Here is a 25,815-nt window from a genome sequence, read left to right as displayed (position 1 = left end):
TTAGCGATTAAGGAGTATTGGGGTGTCGAGTACCGAAGACGAACAGTTGGCGGATTTGAAGGACTGGTGGACACGCAACGGCAAACCTCTGGTCACCGGCGGCCTGTTGGCGCTGGTCATCGTGTTCGGCTGGCAGGCTTATCACAAATACCAGAGCAACCAGTCGCAAGGCGCCTCGGTGCTCTATCAGCAATTGCTGGAAACCACCCTGACGCCTGACGGCAAGCCCGATGCCGCGCGCGTTGCGGATCTGGCCGGCAAGCTCAACAGCGAATACGGCGGTTCTGCCTACGCGCAATACGGCAGCCTGTTCGTCGCCAAAGTAGCGGTTGATAGCGGCAAGCTGGACGACGCGGCAACCGAACTCAAAGCCATTGTCGACAAGCCGGCCAACCCGGCGCTGGGCGAAATCGCCCGTCAGCGTCTGGCGCAGGTACTGGGCGCGCAGGACAAAGCCGAAGACGCCTTGAAACTGCTCGACGGCGATGCCGACAAAGCGTTCCTGGCCACTCGCGAAGAACTCAAGGGCGACCTGCTGGTGCGCTTGGGCCGTACCGATGACGCGAACAAGGCGTATCAAAAAGCCAAGGCGGCACTGTCGGATGAAGCGGCGGTCGGTGGCCTTCAAATCAAGCTCGACGACCTGGCCAAAGGGGATGCGTGACGTGATCCGTTGGAAGCATGCAGCATTGCTGGCTCTGGCCCTTCTGGCCGCGGGTTGCAGCAGCAACAGCAAGAAAGAATTGCCACCGGCCGAACTGACCGACTTCAAAGAAGAAGTGGTTCTGCACAAGCAGTGGAGCCGCTCGATCGGTGACGGTCAGGGCGAAACCTACAACATGCTGGTGCCGGCGATCGACGGTGACACCATCTACGCCGCCGATGTGACCGGCGTAGTGATGGCGCTGGATCGCAGCAATGGCGACGTCAAGTGGGACCAGGATCTGGAACTGCCTGTCTCCGGCGCCGTTGGCGTGGGTTACGGTCTGGTACTGATCGGTACCCTGCGTGGCGAAGTCGTCGCTCTGGACACCAGCAACGGTGAAGAGAAGTGGCGTGCCCGCGTCAACAGTGAAGTCCTTGCGCCACCGGCCAACAATGGCGACGTGGTCGTTGTGCAGACCCAGGACGATCGTCTGATCGGTCTGGACGCTGCCACCGGCAACCAGCGCTGGGTGTATGACAGCACCCCGGCGGTCCTGACCCTGCGTGGCACCAGTGCTCCGCTGGTGACCAACCGCCTGGCGGTGGCTGGCCTGTCGACCGGTAAAGTGGTCGCGCTGGACATCTCCAACGGCGTGCCGGTGTGGGAACAACGCATTGCCATTCCACAGGGTCGTTCGGAACTGGAGCGCGTGGTCGACATCGACGGCGGTCTGCTGCTGTCCGGCGGCACGCTGTATGTGGCCAGTTATCAGGGTCGCGTTGCGGCACTGGACCTGGAAAGCGGTCGTCAACTGTGGCAGCGCGATGCGTCGAGCTATGCCGGTATCGCTCAAGGTTTCGGCAGCGTCTACGTGAGCCTGTCTTCGGGCACCGTTGAAGGCGTCGACGAGCGTTCCACCACCGCACTGTGGAGCAACGACTCGCTGGCTCGCCGTCAACTGTCGGCACCGGAAGTGTTCTCCAGCTACGTAGCTGTGGGTGACCTGGAAGGTTATCTGCATCTGCTGAGTCAGGTCGACGGTCGTTTCGTCGGCCGTGAGCGCATCGACAGCGACGGCCTGCGTGCCCGTCCGCTGGTGGTGGGCGACACGATTTATGTGTATGGCAACAGCGGCAAACTGGAAGCCCTGACCATCAAGTAACAACTATGCTTGGGGTTCATCCCCAAGCGGCCCTGCATCAGCAGGGTTCGCAGCGCCCCGGGTGTTGCCCCGAGCACCAGCCGCTGCCTCGCAGCGGCTTTTGTATTTTCTGAAATAACGCAGTGGAGAGCCGCATGGTTCCCGTAATCGCCCTGGTGGGCCGACCGAACGTCGGCAAGTCCACCTTGTTCAACCGCCTGACCAGGACTCGTGACGCCATCGTCGGCGACCTGTCCGGTCTGACCCGTGATCGCCAGTACGGTGAGGCCAAGTGGCAAGGGCGTTCCTACATTCTGATCGACACCGGCGGTATCTCCGGTGACGAACATGGTATGGACGAAAAAATGGCCGAGCAGTCGCTGCTGGCCATCGAAGAAGCCGATGTGGTGCTGTTTCTGGTAGATGCCAAGGCCGGTTTTACCGCTGCCGACCAGATGATCGCCGAGCATTTGCGCAAACGTAACAAGCGCTCCCACGTGGTGGCCAACAAGGTCGACAACATCGACCCGGAAATGGCTCGCGCCGAGTTCGCCCCGCTGGGCATGGGCCACGCGATCCCGATCGCCGGCGCCCACGGCCGTGGCATCACGCAATTGCTGGAAGCCGCCCTGAGCGAATTCCCGCGCGATGATGACGAGCCGGCTGAAGGCGAAGAGGAAGAAGTCGTTGCCGAAGGCGAGGAAGCCAAGCGCATTCCTGGCCCGAGCGAAAAAGACGGGATCAAGATCGCCATCATCGGCCGTCCGAACGTCGGCAAGTCGACCCTGGTCAACCGCATGCTCGGTGAAGACCGCGTCATCGTGTATGACCAGCCGGGCACCACCCGTGACAGCATCTACATTCCGTTCGAGCGCAATGAAGAGAAGTACACGCTGATCGACACCGCCGGTGTGCGCAAGCGCGGCAAGATCCACGAAGAAGTCGAAAAATTCTCCGTGGTCAAAACCCTGCAGGCGATCAAAGACGCCAACGTGGTGATCTTCGTGATGGACGCCCGCGAGGGTGTGGTCGATCACGACTTGAACCTGCTGGGCTTCGCGATCGAATCCGGTCGTGCGCTGGTCATCGCGATCAACAAGTGGGACGGCATGACGCCGAGCGAGCGCGACTTCGTCAAAGTCGAGCTGCAACGTCGACTGTTCTTCGTCGACTACGCCGACATTCACTTCATCTCGGCGTTGCACGGCACGGGCGTGGGCAACCTCTACGCTTCGGTGCAGAACTCGTTCAAGTCCGCGGTTACCCGCTGGCCGACCAACCGCCTCACCCAGATTCTCGAGGATGCGGTGGGCGAGCACGCGCCACCGATGGTCAACAACCGCCGGATCAAGCTGCGTTACGCTCACTTGGGTGGTGCGAACCCGCCGATCATCGTGATCCACGGTAACCAGATCGAGAAAGTGCCGAAGTCGTACGTGCGCTATCTGGAAAACACTTACCGTCGTGTACTGAAGCTGGTCGGTACACCGATCCGCATCGAGTTCAAGGGCGGCGAGAACCCGTACGAAGGCAACAAGAACACGCTGACCGACCGCCAGGTCAACAAAAAGCGTCGCTTGATGTCGCACAACAAGAAAGCCAGCAAGAAGCGCCGCGACAAGAAATAGAAGCAGCTGCGAGTTTCAAGCTGCAAGCTGCAAGCTTCAAGTAAAAGCGGTAAAGCAGAGAGGGCTTCGTATGAAGCCCTTTTTGTGGGCGGCGGATTTAGCTTGCCGCTTGAAACTTGCAGCTTGTCGCTTGAAACTTGCAGCTTACCTGCAAGGGGCTCCCGATGATCACCAGCAAGCTGCCGAATGTCGGCATCACTATTTTCACGCAGATGTCTCAGCTCGCGGCGCAGACCGGCGCGATCAACCTGTCCCAGGGTTTTCCGGATTTCGACGGCCCGCAGTCGTTGCGTGATGCGGTCGGGCGGCATATCGCCAGTGGCCACAACCAGTATTCACCGATGACCGGTTTGCCGGCGTTGCGTCAGCAGATCGCGGCCAAGATCGCCCGCAGCTACGGCGTGACTGTCGATGCCGATCATGAAGTGACGGTAACGCCCGGCGCGACCCAGGCGATCTTCTGCGCAATTCAGGCCGTTATCCACAGCGGCGACGAAGTCATCGTCTTTGATCCGTGCTACGACAGCTACGCACCGGCGACGGAATTGGCCGGTGGTCGTTGCGTGCATGTGCAACTGAATCCGGACGATTTCTCCATTGATTTCGATCAGCTCGCTGCGGCGCTGAGCCCGCGCACGAGAATGATCGTCATCAACACCCCGCATAACCCCAGCGGCGCCTTGATCAGCCGCGCCGAACTCGATCAACTGGCGGCGTTGATCCGCGATCGCGACATCTATCTGATCAGCGACGAAGTCTACGAGCATCTGGTTTTCGACGGCGTCCCGCATGTCAGCGTGCTGGCCCATGAAGAGCTGTATCAGCGCGCGTTCGTGGTCAGTTCCTTCGGCAAGACGTACCACGTCACTGGCTGGAAAACCGGCTACGTCGTCGCCCCGCCAGCGCTGACCGCCGAATTGCGCAAGGTGCATCAGTACGTCAGTTTCTGTGGCGTCACGCCGCTGCAATACGCGCTGGCCGATTACATGGCTGAGCACCCGGAGCACGTTGAAGAATTGCCGGGTTTCTATCAGGCCAAGCGCGATCTGTTCTGCGATCTGCTCGCGCCTTCGCGCTTCAGTTTTACCCGAGTCACCGGCACCTATTTCCAACTGGTCGATTATTCGCAGATCCGTCCGGATCTCAATGATGTCGACATGGCCATGTGGATGACTCGCGAGCACGGTGTCGCGAGCATTCCGGTGTCGGTGTTTTACCAGCATCCACCGCAAGGCCAGCGCCTGATACGCCTGTGCTTTGCCAAACGCGAGGAGACGCTGCGTGAAGCGGCGGCGAAACTATGCGTGATCTGAGTGCATTGCCAGACCTGACCCTGGCGCTGATCCAGACCAGCCTGGCCTGGCACGACCGGCAGGCCAACCTTGAGCATTTCGAGCTGCTACTGGAGCAGGCCCGGGGCGCCGATCTGATCATCCTCCCGGAGATGTTCACCACCGGTTTTTCCATGGAATCGGAAACCCTCGCCGAAGCCGAAAACGGCCCGACCAGCAAATGGCTGCGGGCGCAGGCGGCGAAGTTCAATGCGGTCATCACTGGCAGCGTGATCATTCAGGCGGCTGACGGCAGCCATCGCAACCGCTTGCTCTGGGCGCGGCCGGACGGTGAAGTGCTGCATTACGACAAGCGTCACCTGTTCCGCATGGCCGGCGAGCACAACCATTACACGCCCGGCGAGCGGCAGGTGCAGTTCGAGCTCAAGGGTTGGCGGATTCGTCCGCTGATCTGCTACGACCTGCGCTTCCCGGTGTGGAGCAGGGACGCGCAGGACACCGATCTGCTGCTGTACACCGCCAATTGGCCGGGCGCACGGCGTCAGCACTGGAACCGCCTGCTGCCGGCACGAGCGATTGAAAATCTCTGCTACGTGGCAGCGGTCAATCGGGTGGGCAGCGATGGCAAAGGCTTCGCCTATACCGGCGACAGTCAGGTGCTGGATTTCCAGGGCGAGACGTTGCTGGCGGCGGGGAGGCGGATGGCGTGTTCAAGGTGGTGCTGGAAGCTGCGCCGTTGGCGGCGTATCGCGAGCGCTTTCCGGCGAACCTGGATGCCGACACTTTCGAGTTCACCTAACGCAGCCGATCGTTCCCACGCTCTGCGTGGTAATGCAGCCCGTGACGCTCCGCGTCACTGGACGCGGAGCGTCCCTTGAGGCATTCCCACGCGGAGCATGGGAACGATCGCATCCTTTGATCTACAAAAAAGGCCCCGGAGCTCACACTCCGGGGCCTTTCGCATTTCAGCGGTCGATTACGCTGCTTTTGCCTCTGGCTGGCTCAGCGAGCGGTTCAGTGCGCTGAACAATGCCTTGAAGCTGGCGGTGGTGATGTTTTCATCGATACCCACGCCGTGCACTGCACGTTCACCGTTCACTCGCAGTTCGATATAGGCCGCTGCTTTGGCATTGGTGCCCGCGCCGATTGCGTGTTCGTTGTAGTCCATGATTTCCACCGGAATCGGCAGGCCGGCGACCAGGGCTTCCAGCGCGCCGTTGCCCTTGCCGCGCCAGTGCAGGTTGGTTTCGCCCTGACCTTTGCTGGCCACTTCGACTTCGACGGCGCTGTTGCCGTTCTCTTCCTGCAAACGATGGCTGACCAGCGCATACGGAGTGTTGGCCTGCAGATATTCGCTGATCAACAGCGAGTGAATCTGCTTGGCGGTCATCTCCAGGCCCAGGCGATCGGTTTCACGCTGCACAACCTGGCTGAACTCGATCTGCATGCGCCGTGGCAGGCTGATGCCGTATTCCTGCTCCAGCAAGTAAGCGATGCCGCCCTTGCCCGACTGGCTGTTGACGCGGATCACCGCTTCGTAGCTGCGACCGATGTCGGCCGGGTCGATCGGCAGGTACGGCACCTCCCACAAGGTGTCTGGTTTCTGCTGGGCGAAGCCCTTGCGGATTGCGTCCTGGTGCGAGCCGGAGAATGCGGTGTGCACCAGGTCGCCCACATACGGGTGACGCGGGTGCACCTGGATCTGGTTGCACTCTTCGACGACCTTGCGCACGCCGTCGATGTCGGAGAAATCCAGCTCAGGGTCGACGCCCTGGGTGTACATGTTCAGCGCGACAGTGACGAGGTCGACGTTACCGGTGCGTTCGCCGTTGCCGAACAGGCAGCCTTCGACGCGATCGGCGCCGGCCATCAGGCCCAGCTCTGTGGCCGCGACGCCGGTGCCACGGTCGTTGTGGGTGTGCAGGCTGATGATCACGCTGTCACGACGGTTGATGTTGCGGCCGAACCATTCGATCTGGTCGGCGTAAACGTTCGGCGTCGCGCATTCAACGGTGGCCGGCAGGTTGAGAATCATCTTGTGTTCAGGCGTCGGGTTCCACACCTCGATAACGGCGTCGCAGACTTCTTTGGCGAATTCCAGCTCGGTAGCGCTGAAGGTTTCGGGCGAGTATTCGAAGGTCCACTCGGTTTCCGGCTGCATGGCCGCATATTTGACGAACAGCTTGGCGGCGTTGACCGCGATGGCCTTGATGCCGTCCTTGTCCTGGTTGAAGACGATGCGACGGAAAGAAGGCGAGGTGGCGTTGTACAGGTGAACGATGGCTTTCTTCGCCCCGCGCAGGGATTCAAAAGTGCGCTCGATCAGGTCTTCACGGCCCTGGGTCAGCACCTGAATGGTGGTGTCGTCGGGGATGTGGCCTTCTTCGATCAGGGTACGCACGAAGTCGAAGTCGGTTTGCGACGCGGCGGGGAACGACGCTTCGATTTCCTTCACACCGACTTGCACCAGGGTTTTCCAGAAGCGCAGCTTCTTCGCCGCGTCCATTGGCTCGATCAGCGACTGGTTGCCGTCACGCAGGTCGGAGCTGCACCAGATCGGCGCGGCGTCGATGGTCTTCGACGGCCAGGTGCGATCCGGCAGGTTGATGACGGGAAACGCGCGGTATTTCGAAGACGGGTCTTTGAGCATGCTCATCGGGAAATTCCTTGTTGTCTGGGCCGAAAAGAGGCGGCCTGCCGGTTGAACGAATGTTCTTGGAAAAGCGTGGGACGAGGCGCAGCGATTCAGCCTGGCAGTCGTGCACTGACGAGGCACAGGCTGCGGTGCTGGCGAAGCTGAATGAGGGTGTGAGAGGTTTTCATGGCTTCAACCCTAACCGCGAGGGAAAGGATGGCAAGCAGTCGGAAAAAATTGAGAGGAATACCCGAAAGTCGCGATTTTGCGCGATTTTATTGCGCCTGATTCACTCGAGTATCGTTATTTTTGCGTGGGGCTTGGTAGGGGCGCAATCGAGCCGGCGGTGTGTCATGGTGCCTTGTGGTGTTGGTCAGGGCGCATTCGCGGGCAAGCCCACTCCCACAGGTTATTCGGGTGTACATGAGATTTTAGTACGACACGGACACTGTGGGAGCGGGCTTGCCCGCGAAGAGGCCAGCAGCCTCGACACAACGATTACGGTTGAAACGCACCAATGAATATCGCCGGATCCACCCGCGCGTCATTCAGGCTGACGTTCCAATGCATATGCGGCCCGGTTGCCCGCCCTGTGGCGCCAACCTTGCCGACCACCGCGCCGCGCGCCAGTTGCTGGCCTTTCTTCACGTCGATCTTCGACATATGGCAGAACATGCTGATAAAGCCCTGGCCATGGTCAACAAACACCGTGTTGCCGTTGAAGAAGTAATTGCCGATCAGAATCACCTTGCCCGCCGCCGGGGTCTTGATTGGCGTGCCCGCGGGCACTGCGAAATCGAGACCGGCATGAGGATTACGCTCTTCGCCATTGAAGAAGCGACGCACACCGAACTTGCTCGAAAGCGGCCCGTTTACAGGCTTGTCCAGCAGCAGATTGCTCGGCGTGTTCGGGCTGAAAGTGCGGTAAGCCGCGATCTGTTCCGCCAGTTCACCCTCGATGCGCTTGAGGTTCTCGGCGTTCGGATTGACCTGCTGTTTGTTCTTCAGGGTGATGTGCTGTTCCGGATATTTCTTGCTGCCCACGGTGAAGGCCAGATTGCGCCCGCCACTGCTGATCTGCTGCGCGCCAGGCTTTACCGTCAGCGGCACGCCAACGATCGCCAGCCAGTTGTTCTGCTCTTTGACCACCAGCACCGGTTTGCCCTGATAAGTGGCTTTCGGCGCCTGCGCGGCCGTGCCCAGATCCACCACGGCGACGCCGCCCGGCACCGGTTTGTTCAGCAGCCGGGTGATGTAACTGTCGGCGTGGGCGTTGAAGGTCAGGCAGAGCAACAGCAGCGAAGCGAGAAAACGCGGCATGGATCAGTCCAGTAAAGAGAGGGTGACGGGCGTCAGGTGATTGTCCTCGACGCGCACTTGCAGTTCGCCTTCGCCGAGTTTGGCTCTCAGACGCTGGCCGGTGTGGGTCTGCGCAGCATTGCGAATCGCGTGGCCGCGCTCGTCGAGCAGGATGCTGTAACCACGACCGAGAGTCGCCAACGGGCTGACCACGTGCAGGGTCTGCATCTGACTGTGCAATTGCTGCCAACGCTGTTTCAGAGCATCGCGCATGGCCCGGGGCAGGCGCTCGGCGAGGCTGTCGAGGCGCTGGCGAAGCATGGCCAGTTGGCGCCCCGGATGTTGCCCGGCGAGACGGGTTTCCAGACGGATCAGGCGTTCGCGGCGGGTATTGAGGCTGCGTTCGAAGGCCCGGCGCATGCGCATGTCCAGATCATCCAGACGTTGCGCCTGCTGGCGCAGACGCTCACCAGGATGCCGCAGCCGCCGGGCCATGCCTTCCAGACGCAGGCGATCACGCATCAAGCGATCACGCATGCGCATCACCAGACGCCGGTGCAGGCTTTCGACCTGACGGATCAGATGGCTGGAATCCGGGGCGAGCAGTTCAGCGGCGGCCGAGGGCGTCGGTGCGCGGACGTCGGCAACAAAGTCGCTGATCGACACATCGGTTTCATGGCCGACGGCACTGACGATCGGCGTCACGCAGGCATCGACCGCGCGCGCCACGGCTTCTTCGTTGAAGCACCAGAGGTCTTCCAGCGAGCCGCCGCCACGGGCGAGGATCAGTGCGTCGAAGCCGCGGGCATCGGCCATTTTCAGCGCGCGGACGATTTGCGCAGTGGCTTCGCGGCCTTGTACGGCAGTCGGTATCAGGGTCAGTTGCACCTGCGGCGCACGGCGGCGGAACACGCTGATGATGTCGCGAATCACGGCGCCGGTCGGCGAACTGATGATGCCGATGCGCTGCGGATGCGCGGGCAGCGGCACTTTGCGCTCGGCACTGAACAGGCCTTCGGCGCTGAGCTTTTCCTTCAGCGCATCGAAGGCCAGACGCAGCGCGCCGTCACCGGCCGGCTCCACGGTGTCGAGTATCAGCTGATAGTCGCCACGGCCTTCGAACAGCGAAACCTTGCCGCGCACCTTGACCGCCAGACCGTCCTTCAACGCTTGGCGCACGCGGGCGGCGTTCTGCCGGAACAATGCGCAACGCACCTGCGCGCCGCTGTCCTTGAGGGTGAAGTAGACGTGGCCGGACGCCGGGCGCGCGAGGTTGGAGATTTCGCCTTCGACCCAGATATTGCTGAACACGTCTTCCAGCAACACCCGCGCGCGGCCGTTGAGCTGGCTGACGGTCAGGACTTCACGGTCCAGGCCAAGTCTTGCAAAGGGATCTTTAATCATGGGGCGCAGTTTAAAGGCATTTGCCCGCCAATCACCATGACACCCACACAAAACCCTGTGGGAGCGAGCCTGCTCGCGAAAGCATTGTGTCAGCGGACAACAACGGGGATGACACTCCGCCTTCGCGAGCAGGCTCGCTCCTACATGGGATCAATTTGATATCTGGTCGTGCCGCCCGCTACTGGCTACAGTCAGCGCGGTCTTATAAAGGATGCGGACGATGAGCATGATGGAGCTATTGGGGGCGTGGTCGTGGGGCGCGGGCGGTTGGGCGGTCATCGCGGTGGCCATCGCCCTGGCCTACATTGTCTTCGGCATCGCCGGTTTCGGCACGGCGCTGGTCGCGGGGCCGATTCTGATTCTGTTCATGCCACTGTCGAAGATCGTACCGCTGCTGGTGCTGCTGGATTTCGTCGCGGCATTCGGCAATCTGCTGCCCTCGCGGCGCGAAGTCGCCAAACCGGAACTGCTCAGGCTGTTGCCGTGCATGGCGATCGGCTGCACGCTGGGGGTGATCTTCCTGCTCAATCTGAAATCCGATCTGTTGCTGCTGTTGATGGGCTTGTTCATCAGCGCCTACGCGGTTTACAGCCTGTGGGTAAAAGCGCGGCCGGCGCAGTTGTCGGCGGCGTGGGCGCTGCCGATGGGCACGGTGGGCGGGTTGTTCGGCGCGTTGTTTGGCAGTGGCGGCTTTCTTTATGCGATCTATCTGAACAGCCGCCTGCCCAAGGAAGCGGCGCGGGCCACGCAAAGTGCGTTGATCAGTTGCAGCACCGTGGTGCGCTTGAGCCTGTTTGTCATCGCCGGTGTATATGCCGAGCTACCCTTGTTGATGTTGGCGCTGTGTCTGTTGCCGGCGATGGCGCTGGGCTTGTGGATCGGTCGGCGGCTGACCCTGAGATTGTCCCGCGAGGCATTTGTGCGGCTGGTGACGTGGCTGGTGCTGGCCAGCGGGATCGCGTTGATCGTGCGCTATTTCAGCACTTGACCGGATTTCTTCAGGGATTAAGCTGCCGGCCGCACTGACGCCATCGCGGGCAAGCCCGCTCCCACAGGTTTCTCTGGTGTACACAACCTTTGTGATCGACCGAGATCCCTGTGGGAGCGGGCTTGCCCGCGAAGACGGCGGAGTGAGCACCGCAGAACTTCCATTTGACGTCGCAGGCTCCACCATGAACTCGCAAAGCATCATCGTCCCGAAAATCTCCACCCTTCCGGTGCACGAACCCCGGGCGCGGGCGATCGTGCGCTGGCTGGTGCGCAAGAACATCGTCGAAGAGCAATTGACCACTTGCGGGCGCACCGGCAATCGCATGGCTCACGCGATCGCTGACGGCGCGCGCGCGGTGGTGTTGCATCCCGAGGCGCTGCCGTTCGGCGAGCCGATCAACGGCCTGGAGATCGTCACCAAACGCTGCATCTACACCCCGGCCAAGGGCTTTCTCGAAGAAGCCGGTTGTGCCGAGTGTCGCCGCGAAGTGGGCGAGGCGCTGTTCGAAAGTCTTGAAGACTGGTTTCCAGAGCGCACCGACAATTTCACCTGCCCGGAGTGCGGGCACGAGGACGACATCAACGGCTTCCTGTTTTTGCAGGAATGCGCGTTTTCCAATCTCGGCTTCATTTTCAATAATTGGCTGGAGGCGGGGTTCAAGCAGAGCTTTATCGACGAGTTCGCCGATTGGCTCGATCAACCTGTCTCCTGGGTCAAGGTGGAGCTGTAGGGCCGGGCTTTCCCATCTATCAATTAGGCTGAGTTTTACATTGAACAGCAGGGGGTGTCTGACTATAATGGCGCGCTTCCATTTTCCCGCTCGGGAGCCCCCGCGATGCTGCGTATCAGCCAAGAAGCTCTGACATTCGACGACATTCTCCTAGTGCCCGGTTATTCCGAGGTGCTTCCCAACGAAGTCAGTCTCAAGACCCGTCTTACCCGTGGCATCGAACTGAATATTCCTCTGGTTTCTGCCGCCATGGATACCGTTACTGAAGCCCGTCTGGCGATTGCCATGGCTCAGGAAGGTGGCATCGGCATTATCCACAAGAACATGACCATCGAGCAGCAAGCTGCCGAAGTGCGCAAGGTCAAGAAGTTCGAAGCCGGTGTGGTCAAGGATCCCATCACCATCGAGGCCGATGCCACGGTACGTGATCTGTTCGAACTGACCCGTCTGCACAACATTTCCGGCGTTCCGGTACTGCACGATGGCGACCTGGTCGGCATCGTCACCTCCCGCGACGTACGTTTCGAAAACCGTCTGGAAGCCACTGTCCGCGAAGTGATGACGCCTAAAGAGCGTCTGGTCACGGTCAAGGAAGGCGCCGACAAGAACGACGTCCGTGAACTGCTGCACAAGCACCGCATCGAGCGCGTGCTGATCGTCGACGACAAATTCGCTCTCAAAGGCATGATGACTGTCAACGACATCGAAAAAGCCAAAGCCTACCCGCTGGCCAGCAAGGACGATCAAGGTCGTCTGCGCGTTGGCGCTGCGGTCGGCACCGGTAAAGACACCGGCGATCGCGTGACTGCACTGGTCAATGCCGGCGTGGACGTGGTGGTGGTCGACACCGCACACGGTCACTCCAAAGGCGTGATCGACCGCGTACGCTGGGTCAAGGAGAACTTCCCTGAAGTGCAGGTGATCGGCGGCAACATCGCCACCGGCGCTGCCGCCAAGGCGCTGGCCGAAGCGGGCGCCGACGCAGTCAAGGTCGGTATCGGCCCTGGCTCGATCTGCACCACCCGTATCGTCGCCGGTGTCGGCGTGCCGCAAATCAGCGCCATCGCCAACGTCGCCGCCGCCCTTGAAGGCACCGGCGTGCCGTTGATCGCCGACGGCGGTATCCGTTTCTCCGGTGACCTGTCCAAGGCCATCGTGGCCGGTGCGTCCTGCGTGATGATGGGCTCGATGTTCGCCGGTACCGAAGAAGCGCCGGGCGAGATCGAACTGTTCCAGGGCCGTTCGTACAAGGCTTATCGCGGTATGGGTTCGCTGGGCGCCATGTCCCAGGCCCAGGGCTCGTCCGACCGTTACTTCCAGGACTCCTCGGCAGGCGCCGAGAAACTGGTTCCGGAAGGCATCGAAGGCCGTGTGCCGTACAAAGGCACCCTGAGCGCGATCATTCACCAGTTGATGGGCGGCCTGCGCTCTTCGATGGGTTACACCGGCAGCGCCAACATCGAAGAAATGCGTACCAAGCCCGAGTTCGTGCGGATCACCGGTGCCGGCATGGCCGAGTCCCACGTTCACGACGTGCAGATCACCAAGGAAGCGCCGAACTACCGCGTAGGTTGAGGCTTCCAGCAAAACGTTAAATCACCGGGGCTGTTCATTCAGCCCCGAGTTGTTTCTGATTCACTACATGAGAATGAGTCATGGCCCTCGACATTCACGCTCACCGCATCCTGATCCTCGACTTCGGTTCGCAATACACCCAGCTGATTGCCCGCCGCGTGCGCGAGATCGGCGTGTACTGCGAACTGCACCCGTTCGACATGGACGAAGATGCGATCCGCGAATTCGCCCCTAAAGGCGTCATCCTCGCCGGCGGCCCCGAGTCCGTGCACGAAGCCAACAGCCCCCGCTGCCCGCAGGCGGTGTTCGACCTCGGCGTTCCGGTCTTCGGCATCTGCTACGGCATGCAGACCATGGCCGAGCAACTGGGCGGCAAGGTGGAAGGTTCCGAACTGCGTGAGTTCGGTTACGCCCGCGTTGACGTGGTCGGCAAGAGCCGCCTGCTCGACGGCATCGAAGACCACATCGATGCCGACGGCCTGTTCGGCCTCGACGTGTGGATGAGCCACGGTGACAAAGTCACCAAGATGCCGGAAGACTTCCACATCCTCGCCAGCACCCCGAGCTGCCCGATCGCCGGTATGTTCAACGACGACCGCGCTTACTACGGCGTGCAGTTCCACCCGGAAGTGACCCACACCAAGCAGGGCGGTCGCATCCTGTCGCGCTTCGTGCTCGACATCTGCGGCTGTGAAGCCCTGTGGACGCCGTCGAAGATCGCTGAAGACGCCATCGCCAACATCCGCGCCCAGGTCGGCACCGACAACGTGCTGCTGGGCCTGTCCGGTGGCGTTGACTCCTCGGTGGTTGCCGCACTGCTGCACAAAGCCATTGGCGATCAACTGACCTGCGTCTTCGTCGACAACGGTCTGCTGCGTCTGCACGAAGGCGAGCAAGTGATGGCCATGTTCGCCGAGAACATGGGCGTCAAGGTGATCCGCGCCAACGCTGAGGAGCAGTTCCTCAACAACCTGGCCGGCGAAGCCGACCCGGAGAAGAAGCGCAAGATCATCGGCCGCACCTTCATCGACGTGTTCGATGCCGAATCCTGCAAGCTGGACAACATCAAGTACCTCGCTCAGGGCACCATCTACCCGGACGTGATCGAGTCGGCTGGCGCGAAAAGCGGCAAGGCCCACGTGATCAAGTCGCACCACAACGTGGGCGGCCTGCCGGAAGAAATGAACCTGAAACTGGTCGAACCACTGCGCGAACTCTTCAAAGACGAAGTCCGTCGCCTTGGCCTGGAGCTGGGCCTGCCGTACGACATGGTCTACCGTCACCCGTTCCCAGGCCCGGGCCTGGGCGTGCGCATCCTCGGTGAAGTGAAGAAGGAATACGCCGACCTGCTGCGTCGCGCCGACCACATCTTCATCGAAGAACTGCGCAAGGCCGACTGGTACCACAAGGTCAGCCAGGCGTTCGTGGTGTTCCAGCCAGTCAAATCGGTCGGCGTGGTCGGCGATGGCCGTCGTTACGCCTGGGTCGTGGCCCTGCGTGCCGTGGAAACCATCGACTTCATGACCGCGCGTTGGGCACACCTGCCTTACGAACTGCTGGAAACCGTCTCCGGCCGCATCATCAACGAAATCGAAGGCATCTCGCGCGTTACGTATGACGTGTCGAGCAAGCCGCCGGCGACGATTGAGTGGGAGTGATGGAGGAAGCCGGCTCGTCCGGCCTCCGCTAGGCGCCAGTTTCAAAAGCGCTTAGCCATGCTCTGGAAAAATGCCAGTCAGTTTTGCTGACTGGCATTTTTTATTGATAGCGCCGAAAACTTTCAGGCGCAGCTATGTGTTCAGAAGCCAGTAAGCCTGTCGCAGATCTCAAAGATATTCAGATCGAATCAGATCCGTGTCGAACGGCGTCAACCCTTGATCAGGCGCAAACACCGTCTGCGCCTGCTCCGCAGAGGCCACTCGTTCACCTCGTGCCCGCACATGCAAATCAAAAAGTGTGTGCAGTTCCGGCCGTGGTGTATGCACCAAGGCGCGCAGCATCAACGAAACCCCGCTGAGGTTGTTGTCGACGTTGTTCCAACGGGGCGATGAAGTCAGCCCCAGATCGGCCCAGATCATGCGTCGCTCCTGTAGGTCCATCACGAAGGGTAGACAGATACCGGTGTCTGAGGCGATATCGACGCGGTCGACTACGGTGCGCGGCTCGAATACTTCGCCAGATGCCGTGTCGGCGCGGGCCATCCAACCCGCAAAGCATTCCGGAAGGTCGCAATATGGCTGCCAGGTAAACGAGTTGAGGGACGTGACGACATAACGGATACCCTTCTCGGCAAGAACATCAAGGTCGAGGTCGATGAACTCGGAAGCGCCTTCAGGCGCGTCGACGATATCGCCGCTGTGGTAACCGCCATAGCCTTTGAGGTTGTAATAGGCGACTGCTTCCTTGAAGACGAAGTCGCTGTCGAAGAACGCGGCGGACAGGTCGATGTCCGTGCGGTCACGGCCATTCTTCCACCATAGAAACAGGCGAATGAATCGCGTATCGGGCATTGGCAACCGACTGCCGCGTACCAGCGTGCGCAACGACTTCGCTGCGGCGCGCTGTGCCAGTGGCACTCGGTAGTCGCGCAATGCCGGGTCGATGAAACAACGTCCCAGTGGTGGCAGCAACGTGAAACGCGCGATCAGGGCGTTCTCGCAAATCTGTGCGGCACGTGCCAATACCTGCGGTGCGATCGACTCTCGACGATCAGCAGTGCCGAAGACTTTCGCCAGCGCTCCTTTTGGTGTGAACGCCCTCAAGGGCAGGGGACGCGGGGCATTTACCTGGGCCAGCAATTGCAGCAACACAGGTGAGGACACTTGCGCCGCAACAGCCGCAAAGGCGTCGAGCACCGCGTCCGGTTCTGTGGCACGCCGTAACATCACGTCCAGACGGCGCGCGAATTCTCCGGGACGATCCTGCAGCACCGGCGTAAGCGCGGCGATCTGGCGTTGGGCAAGCATCGTTTCGACACGCGACCCGAACGAGGGCGGCGGATCGTTGCGTCGCGCTGCGGTGATGGCCGCGAATGCTCGCGGATACTTCTCAGCGTAATCGCCTGGATGCAGGACTTCGGCCAGGCGTTTCCAGCGTTCGGCCTGGCGCATCACATCTTCCGTAGCGTTGGGCGTGCGGTCGAGCAGGCGCAACAGCTTGCGCCGCATCGAGCGTTTCATTTTGCCAAAGCGCGTCTGCGCTGTTGCCAGCGACACGTCTCCACCATGCAGTGCGATCGCCACGCGCAGCACGTCCGTTGCCGTTTCGACATTTTGCTCAAGGAAGGCCTCGACCCGGGCATCGTCACCGATATGCAGGATCAGCGCGGCACCAACCAGCGCGCGAATCTCGCGGAACGGGATGGTCTCTGGCAGCAGGCGGAACACATCGTTTTTGTACGTTCGGATAAACCAGCCGACATCCGCAGCTTCCTCTTCGGACAGCGAGGTGCGTGATGAGACCAGCGGCTCGAGCAATGCCTCGAACTCGCTGACACTTCCCGGTTCGATGACCCAATGGATGAAGTTGCCTTCAAGCATGGCTGGCCGAACCTGTTCGCTGGGTGGCAGGCGCCGAAGTGTGTGGTAGTGAATGACGGCGTTGAGATACAACTCCGCCTCTGTCGCTTCGAGGACTTGATTGGGGAAGTCAGGATAAAACGGTCGGTGATGTACATGAGCACCGCTGCGCCGCCGCAGGACTCGAATGACTTCACGCAGCCAGTTCTTGAGTTCGACCGCAGAGAGCGTGCCGATTCGCTCGATCAGCGGCTCGGAGAGAACGCATCGAAACGCCGTAACTTCTTTGACAGCTGATGCGACCTGCGCGCGTGTGGCTCCGCCAGAGCCCGCAGGAACGTGCAGTTTTGTACGGCGCCGCAGGAACAGCTCCTGATTAATCATGATTTCTTCCTTGGTCGCCGTTTCCAGTGAGCTGAAGCTCACCTGTGCAATCGATACGAAAACGCCTGCAATAAGCAGGCGCGGTGTGGAGAGCGGAACCCCTAGTTCATGGAGGATAGAAGGAAGGTGTTCCATAGCCACGGCGGCATACTACCGGAGGTCATCGCGGCTTGTCAGCCAACCACATATTTTGAAACGGGCTCGCTTGCCAGCGGACATTACCGCCGCGCCACATCCGAAAAATAGAACTTGTCCAGCGTATGCCGTGATTCGGTGTATTCGAACTGGCGGCCGTCCTGCAGGAAGGTCTGGTTGCTGACCACGATGACATGGCTCTGGCCGTCGAGGTCCAGGTGTTGTTGGTCGTCTTTGCTGGACGGCACGGCTTCGATGGTGCGCTGGGCGTAGGCGATCTGCAGTTGCAGGGTCTGTTCGATGTGGGCGTAGATCGAATGTTCGGCAATGTCTGCTGACAGGTCGGGGATCACGTCGCTGACGAAGTGGTTGATGTCGAGGATGACGCGTTTGCCGTCGATGCGCCGTACCCGCTTGATCCGGGTGATCGGGCTGCCGGGTTCGGCATTGATATGTTCAAGCAATGCACCTTCAAGCGGCACCTGACACATCTCGACCACTTCGGTGCTGACGTCGTTGCCCAGTCGCGGGTGGGTCTCTTGAAAACTGACGATGCCGCCGAGCTGGAATTCGATCGGGTTGGTCGACAGCACGAACGCGCCTTTGCCGTGAATCTTCTGAGCGAAACCGCGCTCCTGCAACTGGTCGATGGCTTTGCGCACCGTGCCCCGGCTGGCCTGATAGGTGTCCATCAGTTCGGTTTCGGAAGGCAGCCGGGCGCCGCGCTCCAAGCGCTGGGTGGTGATACTGGCAAGCAAATCGCTGTAGATCTGGTTGTATTTGCTCATGGCTGGACTCTGTGCCGACGGTGCTCAAAACCCCGAACCTTAAGGGCAGGGTAGGGGTTTGTCCATGCGGACGAAGGAAAACATCTTAGGTCAGAGTAGGAAGAATCCGCGTGTTTCTGACGTTCATCCACGGATGCAAACTCGTACAGACGAGTTGTTGCATTAACTCGTACAGACGAGTATTTTTCCTCTCGGCGTGCTGCCAATAACAACAATCCACGACGGAAAAACAAGCATGAGCCATGACTACCCGAACATCGCCCGAGAGCTGCTGGAAAGCCTCGGTGGCCGCGACAACATCGAGCAGGCGGCGCATTGCGTCACGCGTTTGCGCCTGGCGCTGAAGAACCCCGCGCTGGTGAATGTGGCCGCGCTCAATGGCGTCGATCTGGTCAAGGGTTCGTTCTTCACCGGCGGGTTGTATCAAGTGGTCATCGGCCCGGGTGATGTGGAAAAGGTTTATGCCGAACTGCGCCAGCAGACAGGTCTTGCGGCATCGACCATCGCCGACGTTAAACAGAAAAGCGCCGAGAAGATAAACGCCATGCAGCGGCTGGTGCGGGTGTTTTCCGATGTGTTCATGCCGATCCTGCCGGCGCTGATCATTGCCGGCCTGTTGATGGGCATCAACAACCTGCTCGGCGCCAAGGGCATGTTCATCGAGGGCCAGACCCTGCTCGATGCCTATCCCAACCTCGACGGGTTGTGGAGCCTGATCAACCTGATGGCCAACACCTCGTTCGTGTTCCTGCCGGCGCTGGTCGGCTGGTCGGCGGCCAAGCGCTTCGGCGGCAGCGAGATCCTCGGCATCGTCCTCGGTCTGATGCTGGTGCATCCGGATCTGCTCAATGCCTGGAATTACGGCAAGGCCGTTGCCGGGCTGGATGGGCAGCAGTTGCCGTACTTCGACATCCTCGGCCTGTTCCAGGTGGAAAAGGTCGGTTACCAAGGGCAGATCCTGCCGATCCTGCTGGCAGCCTACGTAATGAGCGTGATCGAAAAATGGCTGCGCGCACGCGTGCCCAACGCCGTGCAGTTGCTGGTGGTGCCGATCACCACCATCGTTGTCACCGGCGTGCTGGCGTTGGCGATTATCGGCCCGGTGACCCGGCATATCGGCATTTACATCACCGAAGGGCTGGTGATGCTGTTCGATCTGGCGCCGCTGGTGGGCGGTCTGATTTTCGGCCTGTTGTATGCGCCGCTGGTGATCACCGGGATGCACCACATGTTCCTCGCCGTGGACCTGCAACTGATCTCCAGCCAGGGCGGCACTTTCATCTGGCCGATGATCGTCATGTCCAATCTGGCGCAGGGCAGTGCGGCACTGGCGGTGTTCTGGATGACGCGCAATGCGCGGGACAAGAGCATGGCCTCGACCTCGGCGATTTCTGCGTATTTCGGCATCACCGAGCCGGCGATGTTCGGCGTCAACCTGCGCTACAAGTTTCCGTTTTACGCCGCGCTGGCCGGTTCGGCGCTGGGTTGCATGTTCCTCTCGCTGAACAAGATCCAGGCCTCGGCCATCGGCGTCGGTGGCTTGCCCGGTTTCATCTCGATCGTTCCGCAGTTCATCCCGATGTTCGTCATCGGGATGCTGATCGCCATGCTCGTGCCGTTTGCCCTGACCTGCGTGCTGAGCATGAAGATCGTCCGTCCGGGTTACCGGGTTGCCTGAAATCAATAAAGGAGTCGCGCCATGCAAGACTGGCAACGTTCGGTGATCTACCAGATCTACCCGAAGAGCTTTCACAGCCATGCGGGCAACGCCACTGGCGATCTGCTCGGCATCGTCGCCAAGCTCGATTACCTGCAATGGCTAGGGGTCGATTACCTGTGGATCACGCCGTTCCTGCGCTCTCCGCAGCGCGACAACGGCTACGACATCAGCGACTACTACGCGGTCGATCCTAGCTACGGCAGCATGGCCGACTGTGAACTGCTGATCGCCGAAGCGGGCAAACGCGGGATCAAGTTGATGCTCGACATCGTGGTCAACCACACCTCGATCGAGCACGTCTGGTTCCAGCAGGCCCGCAGCAGCCTCGACAACCCTTACCGTGACTTCTACATCTGGCGCGACCAGCCGAACAACTGGGAATCCAAGTTCGGCGGTTCGGCCTGGGAATACGAAGCGCAGACCGGCCAATATTATCTGCACCTGTTCGACCACACCCAGGCGGATCTCAATTGGGACAACCCCAAGGTCCGCGACGAAGTGTTCAAGATGATGCGTTTCTGGCGCGACAAGGGTGTCGGTGGCTTTCGTCTGGACGTGATCAACCTGATCTCGAAACCGGCGGACTTCCCCGAGGACGACAGCGATGGTCGGCGCTTCTACACCGATGGGCCTAACGTGCATGCGTACTTGCAGGAAATGCACCGCGAGGTCTTTGAAGGGCATGAGCTGATCAACGTCGGGGAAATGTCTTCGACCCGCCTCGAACACTGCATTCGTTACTCCAATCCGCAGTCGAAAGAGCTGTCGATGACCTTCAACTTTCATCACTTGAAGGTCGACTACCCCAACCTGCAAAAATGGGTGCGCGCCGATTTCGATTTCCTTCAGCTCAAGCAGATCCTGTCCGACTGGCAGACCGGCATGCAGGCGGGTGGCGGCTGGAATGCGCTGTTCTGGTGTAACCACGATCAGCCACGCGTGGTCTCGCGGTTCGGCAATGACGGCGAATACCGCGAGCTGTCGGCGAAGATGCTCGGCACGGCGCTGCACTTTCTGCAGGGCACGCCCTTCGTCTATCAGGGCGAAGAATTGGGAATGACCAATCCGGGGTTCGAGAGCATCGAGCAGTACCGCGATGTCGAGACCCTGAACATCTTTCGCCTCAAGCGTGAAGCCGGCACCAGCGACCTCGACAACCTGGCGGCGATCATGCAGAAGTCCCGCGACAACGGGCGCACGCCGATGCACTGGCACGCCGGGCACAACGCCGGTTTCACAAGTGGTGAACCCTGGATTGGCGTGCCGGCCAATGCTGTGCAGATCAACGTCGCGCATCAGCTGCACGACCCGGAATCGGTGCTGCATCACTATCGGCGCCTGATCGCTTTACGCCGCACTGAAGCGTTGATCTCCGATGGCATCTATCGCCAGTTGTTGCCGGAGCATCCACAGGTCTGGGCGTACCTGCGCGAGGGGACGGGAGAACGCTTGTTAGTGGTGAACAATTTCTATGGCACCGCATGTGAGGTCGAGCTACCGGCACTGATCGACGAAGCCCAGGAGCAGCGCCTGTTGATCAGCAACTACCCGGACTGCCCGCAACGCTCGCGATTGCTGCAGTTGCGACCTTACGAATCCTTCGTGCTGCACCTGACCGACCCCTGATTTTTAACTGAATAACAACCTTTGAAAAAACACGCAGAACGCTGCGCGGGGATTTGTGCGCGCTGAATTCCTGCAACCACACAATAAAAACAACGGGTGGCATATGAAAACAACCATGAATTACAGCTTGGCAGTCGCCGGATTTTGTCTGGCAATGCCTACATCTTCTCAGGCGCTGGAGTTTGGCGGCTATCTGCGCAGCGGTGTCGGCACTTCGGTCAACAGCGGCAGTCAGTCGTGTTTCCAGTTGCCCGGCGCACAGACCAAATATCGCCTCGGAAACGAGTGCGAGCAGTACGGTGAGCTCGAGCTGCGCCAGGATCTGTACACCCTCGACGACGGCTCGGTGTTGAGCGTCGATGGCATGGCGTCGTTGTACAACCGCTACGATCGCAGCCTGACGTTCAAAGAGGACAACGGCTCGATTCGCCTGCCACAGGCTTATGCGCAATGGTCGGCGATGCCCGCGCTTAACGGCGGCTCGCTATGGGCGGGTCGGCGTTACTACAAACGTAACGACATCCATATTTCCGATTTCTATTACTGGAATCAGAGCGCCACCGGGGCAGGTATTGAAGACGTGTTGCTCGGTGGCTTGAAATACAGTTACGCGTTCTCGCGCAAGGACAATCTTTACCAGAAGGATTACATCAATCGCCATGACTTCAACGTCGGCGGTTTCAACAGTAACCCGGGCGGTGAACTGGAGTTCGGCCTGAGTTACATCGACAAGCCCGACAGCCGCGACGCGCACCGTGGCTGGGCGATCACTACTCAGCACGTGCAGCAGGCCTTTTTCGGCGGCAAGAACAAACTGGCGCTGCAATACGGCGAAGGGCCGGGCACCGGATTGGGCTATACCGGTAACGTCAGGCTCGATGACCGCAACAAGAGCTATCGCATCGTCGAATTCTTCGACTGGCAACTGACGCCACGTTTTGGCGGACAATTCCAGGCGGTGTATCAAAAGGATATTCGTCAGGGCGGCGGCGACCAGAACTGGTTGTCACTCGGCGTACGCCCGGCTTATGCGCTGAGCGAGCAGTTCAAACTGGTGACCGAACTGGGTCACGACCAGGTCGAGGCGGCGGACGGCACGCGCAAGCTGAGCAAGTTCACCTTTGCGCCGACGTGGTCACCGAAAGGCCCGGAATTCTGGGCGCGGCCCGAAGTGCGTCTGTATTACACCTATGCCAGCTGGAACCAGGCAGCCAAGCGTGCCGCCAACCTGTTGGCCAAAGGCTCGGCACTCTCCGACACGGGCGCCTTTGGCAACGCACGACACGGGGCCAATGTCGGGCTGCAGGTTGAATACTGGTGGAAATAAGCAAAGCGGCTGCGACCGCTCATTCAATCAATACAAGCTCAGGTGATGTCATGGCCACACCCCAACAATTGCAGCTGCTGGCGCCTTTATCCGGCGTGCTGATGGCGCTGGACCAGGTGCCCGACCCGGTGTTTGCCGGGCGGATCATCGGCGACGGTTTGTGCATCGATCCGACTTCGTCAACGCTCTGCGCACCGTTGGCCGGTGTGGTCAGCGATGTGCAAACCAGCGGGCATGCGCTCACCATCACCAGTGATGCGGGTGTTCAGGTGTTGATGCACATCGGCCTGGACACGGTGAATCTCGCCGGCGAAGGATTTACCCGCCGCGTTGAAGCCGGGCAGCGGGTCGAAGCGGGGCAGGCGCTGATCGACTTCGATGCTGACTACATTGCCCTGCACGCGCGCAGTTTGTTGACCTTGATGCTGGTGGTCAGTGGCGAGCCGTTCGATTCATTGATCGGCTCTACCGGGTGGGTCGAGGTGGGCCAGCCGGTGCTAGACGTGCTGGTCGGCGCAGCCGTCGGCGAACATCCAGCGCCGATGCCGGGAGACGCGGTGTTCTCGCAGCCGATCAACCTGCCCAATCCCAATGGCCTGCACGCGCGGCCGGCGGCAGTATTTGCCCAAGCGGCCAAAGCATTTTCAGCGACCATCCATCTGCACAAGCTGCAAGCGCAAGCCAACGGCAAATCCCTGGTGGCAATCATGGCGTTGCAGACGGCCCATGGCGACAGCGTACAAGTCAGCGCCGAAGGTGAAGATGCCGAAGCAGCGGTCGCAGCGCTGAGCCGCTTGCTGAGCGAAGGCTGCGGCGAAGCGGTGACAGCGTCCGCACCGGTCGAAGCCGATGCAGCAGAAATGCCGAACATCCTGCGCGGTGTCTGCGCCTCGCCCGGTTCGGCGTTGGGGCAAGTCATGCAGATCGTCGAAGCATCGCTACTGGTCAACGAGTTCGGCGCCGCGCCGCCAATCGAACTGGAGGCCTTGAGCCAGGCCCTGATCGAAGCCGACATGGCCCTGCAACATCTGCGCGACACCGCCAGCGGCCAGGCGCAGGCGGAAATCTTCAAGGCGCATCAGGAACTGCTGGCCGACCCGAGCCTGCTGGATCAGGCCAGGGCGCTGATCGACGCGGGCAAAAGCGCGGCATTCGCCTGGAAGACCAGCACCGATGCAACGGCGGCAATGTTCCGCTCGCTGGGCAATGCCTTGTTGGCCGAACGCGCGGCGGATCTGGATGATGTCGGCCAGCGCGTGCTGAGGCTGATTCTTGGTGTGCACGAGCAAGCGCTGGAGTTGCCGGACGACACAATTCTCATCGCCGATCAGCTGACCCCTTCGCAGACCGCCGGGCTCGATACGCGCAAGGTGCTGGGGTTTGCCACCGTTGGCGGCGGCGCTACCAGCCATGTCGCGATCCTCGCGCGGGCCTGTGGCTTGCCAGCGATCTGTGGCATGCCGCTGCAAATGCTCGGGCTCGACAATGGCACGCGGGTCCTGCTCGATGCCGACAAAGGCGAACTGCAATTGCACCCTGACGCCGAGTCCATCGATCAATTGCGCACGCGGCATGAGCGCCAGCGCCAGCGTCATCAGCAGGAACTGGCGCAGGCCAGCGAGGCGGCTTGTACCCGTGACGGTCAGCACATCGAAGTCACGGCCAACGTTGCCTCGCAGGAAGAAACCGCCCAGGCCATGGAGCTTGGCGCGAGTGGCGTTGGACTGCTGCGTTCGGAGTTTCTCTACCTGGGTCGCCAGCAAGCGCCGAGCCACGATGAACAAGTGGCCACCTACAGCGCCATCGCCCGCACTATCGGGCCGGCACACAATCTGGTGGTGCGCACCCTCGATGTCGGTGGCGACAAGCCGCTGGCCTACGTGCCGATGGACAGCGAAACCAATCCCTTCCTCGGTTTGCGCGGTATTCGCCTGTGCCTTGAGCGCCCGCAATTGTTGCGTGAGCAATTTCGCGCCGTGCTGGCCTGCTCGGAGCTGACGCGTCTGCACATCATGTTGCCGATGGTCACAAATCTGGCCGAGCTGCGTCTGGCACGGCAGATCCTCGAACAGGAGGCGCGCATGCTGGGCCTGGCGCACCTGCCGAAACTGGGAATCATGATCGAAGTGCCGGCCGCCGCGCTGATGGCCGATGTGCTGGCGCCGCACGTGGATTTTTCTCCATCGGCACCAACGACCTCACCCAGTACACGCTCGCCATGGACCGCGATCATCCGCGTCTGGCCAGCCAGGCGGACAGCTTTCACCCTTCGGTGCTGCGCCTGATCGCGATGACGGTGAAGGCTGCCCATGCCCACGGCAAATGGGTCGGCGTTTGCGGCGCCATGGCGTCTGAACGCCTTGCAGTGCCGTTGCTGCTGGGGCTGGGTGTGGATGAGCTGTCGGTGAGCGTGCCGTTGATTCCGGCGATCAAGTCGGCGGTGCGCGAAGTGAATCTGGCCGACTGTCGCATCATCGCCGAACAGGTCTCGAACCTCGAAAGCGCCGCCGACGTGCGCGAAGCCTTGCAGCAGTTTCAAGGGGCGAAAGTCGATGCCTCGCCGGTTATGGAGAATTGAACATGTTCGACAAATTGCAGCAGGCATTCTGGAAGGCACTGACGCCGGATCTGGTCCCGGATGAAGTTAAAGTCGCCGCCGAACCGGTTGCCGGTTTGAGCGCCGAGATCATTGCCGCGCTGGGCGGTGTGGCTAACATCAAGTCGCAGCAGCCGGTGGCGCTGACCCGGGTGCGCGTGACGCTGCAGGACGAGGCGCGGGTCGACCATCAGGCGCTGAGTGCCGCCGGCGTTGCAGGTGTCATGCCCATTGGTGATGGCGTGCTGCACCTGATCACCGGCTGCGCGCGCAGGGCTGACAAGACGTGCGGCCGCAGGTCGCCCTTACTGTTTCTCAACTGCGGGTGTATCGTATTCGCCTTTTGCGGGTCCCTCGGGATCTGTCGCTGATACGTGAGG

Annotated in this window: 16 protein-coding genes and 3 pseudogenes; 14 read left to right on the top strand and 5 right to left on the bottom strand. The window is 60.7% G+C overall.

Translation table 11 applies throughout. From position 1 onward, the window contains the following. Window positions 1-22: 22 nt before the first annotated feature. The 5 genes and pseudogenes from LJU32_26565 (at window position 23) to LJU32_26545 (ending at window position 5,506) form a co-directional block, all read left to right on the top strand. Complete coding sequence (locus LJU32_26565) at window positions 23-664, top strand: tetratricopeptide repeat protein (protein WKV88824.1); 642 nt, start codon at window positions 23-25, stop codon at window positions 662-664. Beyond that, complete coding sequence (gene bamB, locus LJU32_26560; GenBank protein WKV88823.1) at window positions 657-1,808, top strand: outer membrane protein assembly factor BamB; 1,152 nt, start codon at window positions 657-659, stop codon at window positions 1,806-1,808. Before LJU32_26565 ends, bamB begins: the two co-directional genes overlap by 8 nt. A 134-nt stretch (window positions 1,809-1,942) precedes the next feature. Further along, complete coding sequence (gene der / locus LJU32_26555) at window positions 1,943-3,415, top strand: ribosome biogenesis GTPase Der (GenBank protein WKV88822.1); 1,473 nt, start codon at window positions 1,943-1,945, stop codon at window positions 3,413-3,415. Between the two features lie 164 nt (window positions 3,416-3,579). After that, on the top strand, window positions 3,580-4,728 hold the full coding sequence (locus LJU32_26550; GenBank protein WKV88821.1) for a pyridoxal phosphate-dependent aminotransferase: 1,149 nt from the start codon (window positions 3,580-3,582) through the stop codon (window positions 4,726-4,728). After that, window positions 4,716-5,506: pseudogene (locus LJU32_26545) on the top strand (amidohydrolase). The gene LJU32_26550 and the pseudogene LJU32_26545 overlap by 13 nt, the downstream one beginning before the upstream one ends. A 177-nt stretch (window positions 5,507-5,683) precedes the next feature. Here the strand turns inward: LJU32_26545 and leuA are convergent. The 3 genes from leuA to xseA form a co-directional block, all read right to left on the bottom strand. Beyond that, a complete protein-coding gene (leuA, locus tag LJU32_26540; GenBank protein WKV88820.1) occupies window positions 5,684-7,363 on the bottom strand; it encodes a 2-isopropylmalate synthase in 1,680 nt (559 codons plus the stop codon). Between the two features lie 477 nt (window positions 7,364-7,840). Next, complete coding sequence (locus tag LJU32_26535; protein ID WKV88819.1) at window positions 7,841-8,662, bottom strand: peptidoglycan DD-metalloendopeptidase family protein; 822 nt, start codon at window positions 8,660-8,662, stop codon at window positions 7,841-7,843. A gap of 3 nt (window positions 8,663-8,665) precedes the next feature. After that, a complete protein-coding gene (gene xseA, locus LJU32_26530; GenBank protein ID WKV88818.1) occupies window positions 8,666-10,045 on the bottom strand; it encodes an exodeoxyribonuclease VII large subunit in 1,380 nt (459 codons plus the stop codon). A gap of 220 nt (window positions 10,046-10,265) precedes the next feature. Between xseA and LJU32_26525 the strand changes: the two genes are divergently transcribed. The 4 genes from LJU32_26525 (at window position 10,266) to guaA (ending at window position 14,999) form a co-directional block, all read left to right on the top strand. Then, window positions 10,266-11,033: a sulfite exporter TauE/SafE family protein gene (locus LJU32_26525; GenBank protein WKV88817.1), complete on the top strand. Its 768-nt coding sequence runs from the start codon at window positions 10,266-10,268 to the stop codon at window positions 11,031-11,033. A gap of 184 nt (window positions 11,034-11,217) precedes the next feature. After that, window positions 11,218-11,766 carry a sugar ABC transporter ATPase gene (locus LJU32_26520; protein ID WKV88816.1) on the top strand — a complete coding sequence of 183 codons (549 nt, stop codon included), beginning with the start codon at window positions 11,218-11,220 and terminating at the stop codon, window positions 11,764-11,766. A 105-nt stretch (window positions 11,767-11,871) separates the two neighbouring features. Then, window positions 11,872-13,341 (top strand): IMP dehydrogenase, encoded by a 1,470-nt coding sequence (guaB, locus tag LJU32_26515; protein ID WKV88815.1) that lies wholly within the window; start codon window positions 11,872-11,874, stop codon window positions 13,339-13,341. A gap of 80 nt (window positions 13,342-13,421) precedes the next feature. Next, window positions 13,422-14,999, top strand: coding sequence for a glutamine-hydrolyzing GMP synthase (gene guaA / locus LJU32_26510; protein ID WKV88814.1), 1,578 nt, complete (start codon window positions 13,422-13,424; stop codon window positions 14,997-14,999). Between the two features lie 168 nt (window positions 15,000-15,167). On the opposite strand, the gene LJU32_26505 is transcribed toward guaA, so the two are convergent. Together LJU32_26505 and treR are read right to left on the bottom strand one after the other, a co-directional pair. Continuing rightward, window positions 15,168-17,378: a TerD family protein gene (locus LJU32_26505; protein WKV91211.1), complete on the bottom strand. Its 2,211-nt coding sequence runs from the start codon at window positions 17,376-17,378 to the stop codon at window positions 15,168-15,170. A gap of 83 nt (window positions 17,379-17,461) precedes the next feature. Further along, window positions 17,462-18,166, bottom strand: coding sequence for a trehalose operon repressor (treR, locus tag LJU32_26500; protein ID WKV88813.1), 705 nt, complete (start codon window positions 18,164-18,166; stop codon window positions 17,462-17,464). Window positions 18,167-18,401: 235 nt separating this feature from the next. On the opposite strand from treR, the gene treP reads away from it, so the two are divergent. The 5 genes and pseudogenes from treP (at window position 18,402) to LJU32_26475 (ending at window position 25,698) form a co-directional block, all read left to right on the top strand. Next, the gene (gene treP / locus LJU32_26495; protein WKV88812.1) at window positions 18,402-19,844 is read left to right on the top strand and encodes a PTS system trehalose-specific EIIBC component; all 1,443 of its coding nucleotides are present in this window, start codon (window positions 18,402-18,404) and stop codon (window positions 19,842-19,844) included. A gap of 21 nt (window positions 19,845-19,865) precedes the next feature. Next, window positions 19,866-21,512, top strand: a complete 1,647-nt coding sequence (gene treC, locus LJU32_26490; protein ID WKV88811.1) for an alpha,alpha-phosphotrehalase — start codon at window positions 19,866-19,868, stop codon at window positions 21,510-21,512. A 103-nt stretch (window positions 21,513-21,615) separates the two neighbouring features. Then, a complete protein-coding gene (locus LJU32_26485) occupies window positions 21,616-22,839 on the top strand; it encodes a carbohydrate porin (protein ID WKV88810.1) in 1,224 nt (407 codons plus the stop codon). 50 nt (window positions 22,840-22,889) lie between these two features. Further along, window positions 22,890-25,417 (top strand): annotated as a pseudogene (gene ptsP, locus LJU32_26480) (phosphoenolpyruvate--protein phosphotransferase). A gap of 2 nt (window positions 25,418-25,419) precedes the next feature. Continuing rightward, window positions 25,420-25,698: pseudogene (locus LJU32_26475) on the top strand (PTS transporter subunit EIIB). The last annotated feature ends 117 nt before the right edge of the window (window positions 25,699-25,815 follow it).

The sequence above is a fragment of the Pseudomonas sp. B21_DOA genome (assembly GCA_030544685.1).
GTDB classification, from domain to species: domain Bacteria; phylum Pseudomonadota; class Gammaproteobacteria; order Pseudomonadales; family Pseudomonadaceae; genus Aquipseudomonas; species Aquipseudomonas fluorescens_AO.
Note: the sequence above shows the minus strand (reverse complement) of the source record. Positions and strands in the feature narration are given on the sequence as shown.